The organism is Streptomyces sp. NPDC090088, from assembly GCF_044747345.1.
Classification (GTDB): domain Bacteria; phylum Actinomycetota; class Actinomycetes; order Streptomycetales; family Streptomycetaceae; genus Streptomyces.
This window is the reverse complement of record NZ_JBIVDZ010000004.1, coordinates 905,998-918,737: the sequence shown is the minus strand read 5'-3', so window position 1 is coordinate 918,737 and position 12,740 is coordinate 905,998. Positions and strand designations below refer to the sequence as shown.

At 72.7% G+C, this 12,740-nt stretch carries 6 protein-coding genes; 4 read left to right on the top strand and 2 right to left on the bottom strand.

What is annotated here, in order from left to right; genetic code table 11:
* Positions 1-97: 97 nt before the first annotated feature.
* Complete coding sequence (locus tag ACIPSJ_RS23965) at positions 98-1,321, bottom strand: cytochrome P450 (RefSeq protein ID WP_401348638.1); 1,224 nt, start codon at positions 1,319-1,321, stop codon at positions 98-100.
* 146 nt (positions 1,322-1,467) lie between these two features.
* Positions 1,468-4,968: an AfsR/SARP family transcriptional regulator gene (locus ACIPSJ_RS23960; RefSeq protein WP_401348635.1), complete on the bottom strand. Its 3,501-nt coding sequence runs from the start codon at positions 4,966-4,968 to the stop codon at positions 1,468-1,470.
* Positions 4,969-5,426: 458 nt separating this feature from the next.
* Here ACIPSJ_RS23960 and ACIPSJ_RS23955 point away from each other — a divergent pair, with 458 nt between their 5' ends.
* From ACIPSJ_RS23955 to ccrA, 4 genes are all read left to right on the top strand, one after another.
* On the top strand, positions 5,427-8,285 hold the full coding sequence (locus ACIPSJ_RS23955; protein ID WP_401348633.1) for a BTAD domain-containing putative transcriptional regulator: 2,859 nt from the start codon (positions 5,427-5,429) through the stop codon (positions 8,283-8,285).
* Positions 8,286-8,508: 223 nt separating this feature from the next.
* Entirely contained in the window at positions 8,509-9,762 is a 1,254-nt protein-coding gene (locus ACIPSJ_RS23950; protein ID WP_401348631.1) for a cytochrome P450, read from the top strand.
* 46 nt (positions 9,763-9,808) lie between these two features.
* Entirely contained in the window at positions 9,809-11,368 is a 1,560-nt protein-coding gene (locus ACIPSJ_RS23945) for a BBE domain-containing protein (RefSeq protein WP_401348630.1), read from the top strand.
* Between the two features lie 7 nt (positions 11,369-11,375).
* Positions 11,376-12,722 carry a crotonyl-CoA carboxylase/reductase gene (ccrA, locus tag ACIPSJ_RS23940; protein ID WP_401348628.1) on the top strand — a complete coding sequence of 449 codons (1,347 nt, stop codon included), beginning with the start codon at positions 11,376-11,378 and terminating at the stop codon, positions 12,720-12,722.
* Positions 12,723-12,740 lie beyond the last annotated feature (18 nt).

Genomic DNA, 12,740 nt, shown 5'->3' with positions numbered 1-12,740 from the left:
CGGTCGTCCCACCTGAGTTGTCAGCCGTGACTGGTGAGTCGTCAGCCGTGACTCGTGAGGCGCCCGCCGTGACTCGTGAGGCGCCCGCCGTCCGCCGTCAGCCGTCGGTGCCGTGCGGCCGGACCGGCAGCTTCTCCAGGCCGTGGGTGACGGTGCTGAGCCGCCACCGCAGCTCGTTCGGGTCGCAGGCGAGGGACAGGTCGGGGAAGCGGTCGAGCAGCATGCCGAGGGCGATCTCGGCCTCCAGCCGGGCCAGCGGCGCGCCCATGCAGTAGTGGATGCCGTGCCCGAACGTCATCTGGCCGCCGATCGGGCGGGTGATGTCGAAGAGTTCGGGGTTGTCGAAGCGGTCGGGGTCGCGGTTGGCGGCCATGAGGGACACCATCACCACCTCGCCGACCGGGACGGTGACGTCGCCGAGCGACACCGGGTCGATCGTGTACCGGAAGGTGGCGAGGTTCACCGGGCCGTCGAAGCGCAGGAACTCCTCGACCGCCTGCGGCAGCAGCGAGCGGTCGGTGCGCAGCTTCTCCAGCTCGCCGGGGTGGGTGAGCAGGGCCAGCACACCGTTGCCGATGAGGTTGACGGCCGTCTCGGTGCCGGCCGAGAACATCAGGTAGATCGTGGCGAGCAGCTCGCCCTCGGTGAGCTTGTCGTCCTCGTCGCGGGCGGCGATCAGCGCGCTCAGCAGGTCGTCCCCGGGGTTGTCGCGCTTGACCTGGATCAGCTTCACCAGGTACTCGCGCATCGCCCGGGTGGCCTCCTCGTACCCCTCGGGGGCGAGGTCGGAGAGCACGACGGCCGCGTACCGGCCGAAGGCGAGCCGCTCGGCCTCCGGCACCCCGAGCAGCGTGCACAGCAGCTCCATCGGCACCGGGTAGGCGAGCGCCTCCAGCAGGTCGATCTCGTCGTGCTTCTCCATCTCGTCGAGCAGCCGCGTGGTCAGCTCCCGCAGCATCGGCCGCATGCTCTCCACCCGGCGCGGGGTGAACGCCTTGTTGACCAGTCGGCGCATCCGCGTGTGGTCCGGCGGGTCGCTGGCCAGCATGTGCCCGACGAGCGCCTCGTCGTACTGCTTGGGCGCGTGGCCCTCCTTGGTGTGCTTGGCCATCAGTTCGTTGAGGCCCTTGAAGTCCTTGCTCAGCCTGGTCTCGCTGAGCGCCTGCCGGACCTCCTCGTAGCGGGTCACGATCCACACCAGCGACCCGTTGGGCAGCATCACCTTCACTGCGGGGCCGGCCTCGCGGAGCCGCTTGAGCACCTCGTGGGGGGTCTGGACGAAGCTGACGTCCAGCTCCTCGGTCACCTGGGTTTCCTGCACGACTGCGCCCTCCTGGCCACGGGACCGTGTCCCTGCTCCGGGTCCTACGGGGTTGCTCCCGGGAGCATGGTCCGCACCCCTTGCCGGGCACTGGCGGGAGGCCTTGCGGAACCCTGACAGGAGCCTTGCAGGGCGCTTGCGGGGGCTCAGTCGGCGCGTGTCCCGGCGCAGGTCCCGGTCTGCTCCAGCTTGCGCCGCAGCGGGCCCGCGTCGGGATGGCGCATCCCGTCGAGCAGGGACAGGGCCTCCTGCCAGGTCCGGGCCGCCCGCGCGTGCTCTCCGCGGGCCAGCCGGGTGTGCCCGATGTGCACCAGGGTGTCGGCCTGCAGGTAGCGCTCGTCCTGGGCGCGGTGGAGGTCGAGGGCGCGCTGGTAGTGGACCAGCGCCTCGTCGTACGCGCCGAGTTGGCGCAGGGCGTAGCCGAGGCTGTCGTAGGCGGTGGCCTCGCCGGCCGGATGGCCCGCGGTGCGGCACAGACCGGCCGCGCGTTCGCAGGGGTCGAGGGCGGCGGCGTAGTCGCCCTTCAGCAGATGGGTCCAGCCGATGTCGTTGCGGACGTCGGCCTCGCCGACCGTGTCCGCGGCCCCCCGGTACAGATCGAGGGCCTGGTGGTAGTGGTGCAGGGCCAGGTCGTGCCGGGTGGCGACATTGGCCCGGAACGCGATGCAGCGGTGCACCCCGGCCTGCCCCTGTTCGTCCTCCGCCTCCGTGAACAGGTCCAGCGCGCGGTGCAGATGGGTCTGCGCGTCGGTGTGCCGGCCCAGCCGGCCGTAGGCGAAGCCGAGCGCGCGGTGCGCGTGCGCGCGGGCCACCAGGTCGCCCTGGAGGTCGGCGGTGAACAGGCAGGTCCGTTGTAGTGCGATCTGCTCGTCCCAGCGGGCCCGCCGGTCCAGCGGGACTTCCAGCGCCAGCCCCAGCTGGTGGACGTGCGCGTGCAGGCCGAGCGCGGCCGCCTCGCGCAGCACGGCGCTGAGAACGGGCAGCAGCCGGCGGTCGAGCCAGTCGGCGGCCTGGGCGGTGCCGTGCAGTCGCTCCGGGGCGGTGCGCGGCTGCAGCGCCGGCAGCGCGCCGAGCACGTTCCGGTGCGGGGAGAGGCGGAACCCCGCCTCCCGGGCGGTGTGCACATAGTGGTCGAGCATGCGGCGTACGGCGAGCCGGCGCAGGTCGTGGGGGTCGTGCACGCGGGACAGCTTCAGCGCGAACGCGCGCAGCAGATCGTGCAGATGACAGGTGTCGGTCTCCTGCGTGCTGAGCAGCCGGGCCCCGGACAGCTCGTCGAGCATCGCCCGGGCCGGTACGGGCGCCACCCCGGCGAGACTGGCCGCGGCGGACACCGGGATGTCCCGGCCCGGATGCAGGGCGAGCAGCCGGAACATCCGGGCCGTCTCGGCGGGCAGGTGCGCATACGACCAGAACAGGACCCGGTGGACCGTCTCGGCGGGGTTGGGCGGGCTGCCGGGCGGGGCACAGTGGGCGCGCAGTTCCGCTGCCAGCGCGGTGAGTCCGTCGTCCGGACGGCGGACGGCCACGGCGCCCGCGAGGGACAGCGCCAGCGGTACGCCGGCGCAGCACCCGGCCAGGGCCACCGCCCCCTCCGGTTCGGCCGCGGCCCGCGCCGCGCCCACCTGACGGGCCAGCGCCTCGTACGCCCGGGCCGGGTCCAGCGCGCCGGGCTCCAGCCGCCGGGCCTCTTCCCTGACGACCAGGTCGTCCAGCGGATCCCGGCTGGTGACCAGGGTCAGACAGCCGGGGGAACGCGGCAGCAGGGCCCGCACATGGCGGGCGTCCCGGGCGTCGTCCAGGACGACCAGGACGCGGCGGCCCGCCAGCAGGCCCCGGTACAGCGCGGCCCGCGCCCGCAGCCCGGCCGGGACCCGGTGCTCGGGCGTGCCGAGGGCGACCAGCAGCCTGCGCAGCGCCTCCTCGGCGGCGACCGAGTTGCCGGACGGGGCGTGCCCGCGCAGGTCCACGAAGAGCACGCCGTCGGGAAAGCGCGCGCCGAGCCGGTGCGCCGCGCGGACCACCAACGCGGTCTTGCCGATGCCCGGCGGCCCCACGACAGCCGCCGCGACGGCTCCCACGGGAGCGGCCGCCGGAGCCACCACGCCCGCCGTGCCGCTGCCCTCCCCGGCAGCCACCGCCCCGGGTAACGGCACCTCGCACACCGGCGCCCCCATGGCGGCGCCCCGAGCGCCGGGGCCGGCCGAAGCGGAGCCGGAGCCGGGGGCCGGGGTCACGGCGGCTTCCGGAACCGCGTCATTGGTCGGGACTGCGCCACTGGCCAGAACCACCTCGCTCGCCGGAGGCGCGTCGTCGGTCGGACCCGTGTCACTGGTCGGACCCGTGTCACTGGTCGGACCCGTGTCACTGGTGGGGAGCGCGACAGTGGTCGGGAGTGCGTCATCGGCCGGACCCAAGTCGCTTGCCAGGACTGCGTCATTGACCAGGACCGCGTCACCGGCCGGGACCGCGTCACTGGCCGGGACCGCGTCACTGGCCGGGACCGCGTCACTGGCCGGGACCGCGTCACTGGCCGGGACCGCGTCACTGGCCGGGACCGCGTCACTGACCAGGACCGCGTCACTGGCCGGGACCGCTTCATCGGATGGGACTGCGTCACCGCTTGGAGCCGCGTCACCGCCTGGGGCCTCGTCACCGTCCGACGTGCCGTTGCCGCCCGGGTTCCGGTCGGTCGGTGCCAGGGTGTCGAGGAAGGCCAGTTCGGCCTCCCGGCCGACGAACTCGGCGGCCTCCGGCGGGAGCGGTTCGGAGGACCCCGCGTCCGGGCCGCAGCGCTCGCGGTGCCCGCTGAACGGGCAGGGGCTGTCGAGCGGAACGTGGGCGGAGAGCGGGGCGGACCCGGCGGTGCCGGGAACCGGCTCGGCGCTCCGCGTCCCGCGCAGCAGGATGTCCTCGTACACGGACCGCAGTTCGGGCCCGGGCGCTATGCCGAGTTGTTCGTCCAGGTGGGTACGGACCGCGTGATAGGCCTGCAGCGCCTCCGCCTGACGGCCGGTGGCGGCGAGCGTCTGCACCAGCTGCGCCTGCAGCATCTCGTCCAACGGGTGCTGGACGGCCGCCGGTTGGAGCACATCGAGGACGGCGCCGGGCTCACCCAGCCGCCCGGCGATCACCGCGGCCTCCTTCACGGCCGTCAGATACTCGCCGTCCACGGCGACGAAGTACGGGTGCTGCGCCACATGCGAGAGGATCCCGGAGGCGATCGGTCCCCGGGACAGCCGCAGCGCGCGCGTGAGCAGGCGGACGCTCTCGCGCATCGCCCCCTTGCCGGCCAGCACCCGTGCCTGGCCCGTCAGCTGGCGGAAACTGAGCAGGTCGAGCGTGACCGGGCTGGCGTCCAGCCGGTATCCGCCGGACACCCGCACCAGACGCGTGGCCGGCCGGTCCGGGCTCGGGTCGCCGGTCTCCAGCAGACGGCGGATCGCTGCCGTGTGGCGGTAGACGACGTTGGCGGCGCTGCTCGGCGGATCCTGCCCCCACAGCACGTCGATGATCGTGGCGAGGCTGGTCGGCTGCCCCGTCCGGACCAGCAACAGGGCCAGCAGGGCCTGGCGTTTGGCGGGACCGAGATCGAGTTCCACCTCGTCCTGCCAGGCCCGCAGGGGCCCAAGTACGGTCAGCCACACGCGTTCGAGGGTAAACCAGTTCGAATCCGATGCGTGGGTCATACAGCGGTGCGGCCGGATTCCATACGTGATTTTCACCCGCGCTGAACTGGCCGGAAACCGTCCCATCGGTGGAGCGCTCTCAAGGCGCGTCACATTTTCGGCACAACCGGTGTTCTACGATCGCATTCAAGTGCCGGACGGGGGGCGGATCTTGGAGGTCCGGTACCGGCGCGTTCGCTCGTGTGAGCTGGGCGGACGCACTGGTCCCGACGGGGGAGGTGAACGGCTGCAGAAGAATTCGTGGCGGAACAGGCGCCGGACGTCCCCACATCCGGCCGAATTCATTCGGAACCGGTCGTGGCCCGGTCGACTCTTCTGACCCTTTTCTTGCTGCGGTTCGTGCAGTTCGTGTGGTGCGCTTCAACCGGGTGCCACGCGATATTCCCCGAGAGCCTCCCTGTGGACGAAGGAAGTGTATGGCTGAAGTGTTCGAGCGCGCGATCCTGGATCAGGCGAGCGCGATGAGCCCCACGCCGACCACGGCCGGGCGGACCACGGACCGAGAGGAGGAAAAACACCCCGCCGCATGGGAGTTACGGGTGTTCGGCTCGCTGACAGCGCTGCGGGCCGGACAGGCACTGCCGCTCGGGCCGTTGCGCCACCGCGCGTTGCTGGGGTTGCTGTTGGTGCGCCTGGGAAACGTTGTCGCGGTGGGTCAGCTGGTGGACGAACTCTGGGGTCCGCGTCCGCCACGGCACCCCGTCGCCACCCTCCAGACATACGTCTCCCATCTGCGCCGGGCCCTGGAGAAGGCCAGGGAACAGGGCGGTGCCCACGCCCGGCTGCGCCACCTCTCCCCGGGCTATGTCCTCGACCTCGACCCCGAACTCGTCGACGCCCATCGATTCGAACGACTGATTGAGCAGGGACGGCAGTTCCTCGCCGACGGCCGCTTCGACCAGGCCCGCGACGCGCTGACCCGGGCACTGGGGCTCTGGCGCGCCCAGCCCTACCTCGAACTCGTCTCCTACCGCCCCATCGCCGACGAGAACGAACGCCTGGGACAGCTGCGCCTGACCGCGCTGGAGGCCCAGGCCGACGCCTGCCTGGCCCTCGGTGACGCCGACCGTGTGGTGCGGGCACTGTATCCGGAAGTCCAGCACAACCCCACCCACGAGCGCCTTGTCGGCCATCTGATGACCGGCCTGTACCGGGTGGGCCGGCAGGCCGAGGCGCTGCGCCTGTACGAACAGACCCGCCGCCATCTGGCCGAGGAACTCGGCGTCGACCCCGGCACCGAACTCCAGGGCGTCCACACCGACATCCTCCACCAGCGCCTCACCCTCCCCGAACCCCCGAAACGCCCCCGCCCCGGCACCACCGGCACCCCCGGAGCGGCCGAGCGGGGCGCGGGGGAGCCGGCGAGCCGGGCGAGCACGGCGAGTCGGGCCGACGCGACGGGTTCAGCGAGGCCGGTGTCGCCAGGTGCCGCCGCCGAAGGGGGCCCCACAGGCTCCGCGCACGCACGGGAACGCCCGACACCCGGCCATCCGACCCCGGCCACCGACACCCGGACACCCACCGCCACATCGACCCCTGCCGCTTCACACACGCCCACCCCCGCGCCGACGCCTGTCGTTCCGTACGCTCCTGCCCCCGCGCCGACGCCTGTCGTTCCGTACGCTCCTGCCCCCGCGCCGACGCCTGTCGTTCCGTACGCGCCCGCCGCCGCGCCGATACCTGCCGACGCCGCCCCGTCTGCCGCCGCGCCGGAGTCCGCCGTCTCGCACCCGCAGACCCCGCTGTCCTCTTCTTACGCCCCGTCCGCTCCCGGCGGACCGCCCCCGGCCCCCGTCTCGAACGGGCCGATCGCTCACTTGCCCGCATCCGGGGTCCCCGCATCCGCGGTCCCCGCATCCGACGCTCCCGCCGCATCCGCACCGTCGGCACACACGGCCGTCGCCCCGCACGTGCCTGCCGCTCCACACGCGCCCGGCGCCCCCCACCCGCCTGCCATCGCCCCTTCCCCAACCTCTTCTCTCCCTCCTGCCTCGCCCCCGACCCCCGCCACCGGCACCCTGGGCGACCTCCCCCGGGTGCGGGGGCTGTTCGTCGGCCGGGGCCGGGAGCGGGGGGTGCTCGGTGGGCATGTGCTGGAAGCGCTGAACGGGGGCAGCCATCTCACCGCGGTGCTCGGGGAGATGGGCGTCGGCAAGACCGAACTGGTCGCGGAGGTCGGTGCGCATCTCAACGACCTGCTGCAGGAGGTGGTGTGGGGCTGCTGCACCTCCTGGGACGGCGTACCGGACTACTGGGTGTGGTCCCAGGTCTTCCGGCAGCTCGCCGTCTCCCGCCCCGAACCGTTCCGCCGCGCCGAGGCCCGTTTCGGCCGGCTGCTGGCCCCGTTGATGCTCGACCCGGAGGCGGTGGGCCGGTTCCTGGCCGCCGAGGAGCAACCGCCGCTGGCCCGGTTCCTCGTCCAGGACGCGATGTGCGAGACGCTGCTCGCGCTGGCCGCCGAGGAGCCGCTGGTCGTCGTACTGGAGGATCTGGACCAGGCCGACGAACGCTCCCTGGAACTGCTGACCCTGCTGCGCAGCCGGCTGCGCGGCGAACCGCTCGGTGTCGTCGTGATCGCGGAGGACACGGGGGTCGCCGCGGACTTCATGCACGGCGGCGCGGTCACCGACGTCCTCAGCGATCCGCGCACCCGCAGCCTGCGGCTGACCGGCCTGTCCCGGGCCGAGACCGGCGAACTCGTCGCGGTGCAGACGGGGATCCAGGTGCCCGACGACGTCCTGCGGGTGCTGCACGAACGCAGCCGCGGCAACCCGTACTTCCTGCACCAGTTCCTGGCCGGCGTCGGCGACCCCGAACCGCTCCAGGACCGTACGGCGGTGCAGGCCGCGCTGGCCGACGTGCCGCTGGGCGTACGGCAGGCGCTGGGCCGGCGGCTTGCGGCGCTGCCGGAGCCGGTGCTGGAGGTGCTGCGCTGCTGTTCGGCGCTGGGTGCCGCCTTCGACCTGGCGCTGGTCCAGGAGGCGGTGCCGCGCGGCGGTGACCCGGAGGCGGCCCTGGAGGAGGCTGTGCGCTGCGGGCTGCTGCGCCGGGAGACCCGGTCGCCGTTCCGGCTGGCGTTCCGGGACGCGCTGACGCAGGAGGTGCTGCTCACCGAGCTGAGCGGCACGGACCGCACCCGGCTGCGCAAGCGCGCCGTCCGCGCGGTGCAGGAGCAGCAGGGCGCGCACGGCACCGGCCGGGGCCCGCGGCGCCCGCTGTCGCACCGTACGCCACCGGCCTCTCCGAACGGCGCCACCGGTCCCCGTCGGGCCTGATCAGGGGGCCGGTCCCGCGCGGACCGGCCGCCCGCAAGGAAGCCGCAAGCGGTGTGCAAGGCCCCGGCAGGGAGCTGATCCCATGCTCGGCGGTGCGTCGGGACGCGACCGCCCGCCGCGTGCCGTCCCCGACGGCCCGCGGACGCGGTCCCCCGTTCCGGTACGGCCCGGCGCGCGCCGATCACCTCGGCGCGCGTGCCGTTTCCCCGAGGAGGAGACCCTGGTGACCACCGCGGCCCGGCGGTTCGACACCGCCGACATTTCGTCCATCGACTTCTGGTCGCAGCCCCCGGCGGCCTGGGACGACACCTTCCGCGTCCTGCGCGACGAACGACCGGTCTCCTGGCACAAGGCGCCCGAGGGAAGCCTCCTGCCCACACCCCCGGACGACGGCTTCTGGGCGGTCGTACGGCACGCCGACATCGTGGCCGTGAGCAGCCAGCCGGATCTCTACATCTCCCGCAAGGGCGTGCAGTTCGAGGAGCTGCCCGAGGACATCCTGCAGGCCACCCAGTCCATCGTCGCCATGGACGCGCCCCGTCACCTCAAGGTCCGCAGCCTGGTCACCGCGGCCTTCAGTCCCGCCCGGATGGAGCAGATGCGCGGGTCGATGGAGGACGAGGTCCGCCGGATCGTCGAGGACTTCGCGACCGCCGGCGAGTGCGACTTCGTCGCCAAGGTCTCGATGCCGATGGCCCGTTGGACGATGACGTACATGCTCGGTCTGGACGCGGCGGAGCTGGACCGCTTCACCGAGGCCATCACCGTCATGCTGGCCAGCCGGGACGAGGCGGAGAAGCTCGGCCGGGACCGCGCCGACATCGTGAACGAGGTCGTCGGACTGGTCTCGCAGAAGGCCGTCGCGATCGCCCGGGCGCGGCGCGCGGACCCGCAGGACGACGTGATGACCGACCTGGTGCAGGCCCGCGTCGACGGCGAGGGCCTGACCGACGCCGAGATCAGCGCCTTCTTCCTGCTGCTGATCGGCGCCGGCTTCGACACCCCGCGCCAGACGATCAGCCACGCCGGCAAGGCGCTCTCCGACTTCCCCGAGCAACGCGCCTTCCTCGCCGCCGACTTCGACGCCCGCTCCGGCAAGGCCATCGAGGAGCTGCTGCGCTGGTCCACTCCGGTGCTCACGCTGCGCCGTACCGCCGCCCGGGACACCGAACTCGGCGGGCGGCACATCAGCGAGGGCGACAAGGTGGCTCTGTTCTACCCCTCGGGCAACCGCGACGAGCGGGTCTTCACCGACCCGCACCTCCTGGACCTGGCCCGCAACCCCAACCGGCACATCAGCTTCGGTGGCGGCGGCCCCCACCACTGCCTGGGCAACGTCCTCGCCCGGATGGAGCTGCGCGTCCTGCTGAAGGAACTCCTTCGCCGCGTACCGGACTTCGAGATCGGCGAGCCGGTCCGCGTGACCAGCAACTTCGTGAGCGCCATCACCCGGATGCCGGCGGTGGCCCGTGGCTGAGCTGGGCCGCAGACAGCTACTCGGATACGCGATGGCGGGAGCAACCGTGGCAGCAGGCACCACCGCGGGCCCGGCCCTGGCCGCCGAGACGACGACCGCGCCGATCGTCGTCACCCCGGACGAGGCCCGCTACGACGACATGACCAGCGGCTACAACAAGCGCTGGATCGGCACCCCGGACCAGATCCGGGTGATCCGCTCCACCGCCGAGGCGGTCGCCGCGGTCCAGGAGATGGTCGACACCGGAAAGCGGTTCTCGGTGCGCAGCGGCGGCGGCTGCTTCGAGAACTTCGTCTACAACCCGGAGATCGAGGTCGTCCTCGACCTGTCCACCCTGGACGAGGTGGGCTACGACGCGAAGCGCCGCGCCTTCTCCGTCCAGCCCGGCGCGATCCTCCTCAACGTCTACGACACCCTGCTGCACGAGTGGGGCGTCACCCTCCCGGCCGGGCTGTGCTACTCGGTCGGCATGGGCGGCCACGCCTGCGGCGGCGGTTACGGTCTGCTGTCCCGTCAGTTCGGGCTGGTCGTCGACCACTTGTACGCGGTGGAGGTGGTCGTCGTGAACGCCGCGGGCAAGGCCCGCGCGGTCGTCGCGACGGCGGACCCCGACGACCCGAACCACGACCTGTGGTGGGCGCACACCGGCGGGGGCGGCGGCAACTTCGGTGTCGTCACCAAGTACTGGTTCCGCACCCCGGGCGCCACCGGCGACGACCCGCGCACCCTGCTGCCCCAGCCGCCCTCGCACGTGCTGCTCAACATCGCCGCCATCCCGTGGAGCGCCATCGACGAGGCCGACTTCGCCCGGCTGCTCACCAACTTCATCGCCTGGCTGGGCGACCACAGCGCCCCCGGCGCCAAGGAGAACGCGCTGTCCAGCCTGTTCGGCCTCAACCACGTCTCCACCGGCGTGCTCACCCTGATCACCCAGGTCGACGCGACCGTGGACGGCGCCGCCGACCTGCTCGCCGACCACCTCGCCGCGATCGGCGAGGGCACCTCCGACGGCATCCGCCAGGCCCTGGCCGCCGCGCCCACCAAGGCCACCTGGGGCCAGGTCACCCGGTTCGTCTCCACCTCGAACTACGCGGCCCCCGCGGTCCGGGTCAAGGCCAAGTCGGCGTATCTCAGGACCAACTTCACGGCCGAGCAGGCGGCGACCATCCACCGCTACCTGACCGCGACGGACTACAGCAACCCGGGCGCCTCCCTGATCATCTTCCCGTACGGCGGGCAGATCGCCGCCGTCGCCCCGGACGCCACCGCCATCCCGCAGCGCGACTCGCTGGTCAAGATGCAGTACCAGGCGTGGTGGACGAACCCGGCCGAGGACGACAAGCACCTGGCCTGGGTGCGCGGCATGTACAAGGAGGTCTACGCGGCCACCGGCGGGGTGCCGGTGCCCGACGGCACCTGGGACGGCTGCTACATCAACTACGTCGACGCCGATCTCGCCGACCCCGCCCACAACGACTCGGGCGTGCCCTGGTCGACCTTCTACTACAAGGACAACTACCCCAGGCTCCAGCGGACCAAGGCGCAGTGGGACCCGCGCAACGTCTTCCACCACGCGCTGTCCATAGAACCGCCCACCGGCGAATGAGGTACCCATGTCCCTGACCGACGCCGTGCTGTCCGGGGCCTCCCCGGACGAGCTCGCCCGCGCCGAACTGCCCGACCGCTTCACCGCCGCGCACCTGCGCGTCGAGGACGAGGGCATCTTCGCCGAGGCCACCGACAAGGACGTCCGCCGTACCCTGCACGTCGGCGAGGTCCCGATGCCCGACCTCGCCCCGGACGAGGTGCTGGTCGCCGTCATGGCCAGCTCCGTCAACTACAACACCGTCTGGTCGGCGAAGTTCGAGCCGCTGTCCACCTTCCGGTTCCTGCGCTCCTACGCCCGGCAGGGCGGCTGGGCGGCCCGCCACGACCAGCCCTTCCACGTGCTCGGCTCGGACGGCAGCGGTGTCGTGGTGCGGGTCGGTTCGGGTGTACGGCGCTGGCGCGTCGGCGACCACGTCGTCGTCAGCCCCGCCCACGTCGACGACCAGGAGCCGGCCACCCAGGCCGACGGCATGCTCAGCGAGGCCCAGCTCGCCTGGGGCTTCGAGACCAACTACGGCGGCCTCGCCCAGTACGCCGTGGCCCGCGCCAGCCAGCTCATCCCGAAGCCGCCGCACCTGAGCTGGGAGGAGGCCGCCGGCATCCCCGTCTGCGGCGGCACCGCCTACCGGATGCTGGTCAGCGACCGGGGCGCCCGGATGAAGCAGGGCGACATCGTGCTGATCTGGGGCGCCTCCGGCGGCCTCGGCGCGTACGCCGCCCAACTGGTCCGCAACGGCGGCGGGGTGGCCGTCGGCGTGGTCGGCTCCGAGGCCAAGGAGGCCGTCGCCCGGAAGCTGGGCTGCCAGGTGGTGATCAACCGCGAGGAGATCGGCATCGGCGACGACACCGGTGACGACCCCGAACTCGCCATCAAGGCCGGCAAACGGCTCGGCGCGATCGTCCGCCGGGAGGTGGGGGAGGACCCGCACATCGTCTTCGAGCACGTCGGCCGCGCCACCTTCGGCATCTCCGTGTTCGTCGTACGGCGGGGCGGGGTGGTGGTCACCTGCGGCTCCAGCACCGGGTACCACCACACCTTCGACAACCGCTATCTGTGGATGAAGCTCAAGCGGATCGTCGGCAGCCACATCGCCAACCTCCAGGAGATGACCGAGTTCGCCCGCCTCTTCGAGCAGGGCAGCATCGTCCCGGTGATCTCCCGGGTCTACCCGCTGGCGGACGTCGGTGAGGCGACCCGCCTGGTGCAGCTCAACCAGCACGTCGGCAAGGTCGGCGTCCTCTGCCTCGCCCCCGAGCGCGGCCTCGGCGTCACCGCGCCCGAACTGCGCGCCCGCATCGGCGAGGAGACCCTCACCCCGCTGCGGTCCGTCACCGCGGCCGTCGCGGGCTGACCGGGCCGTCGGACACCC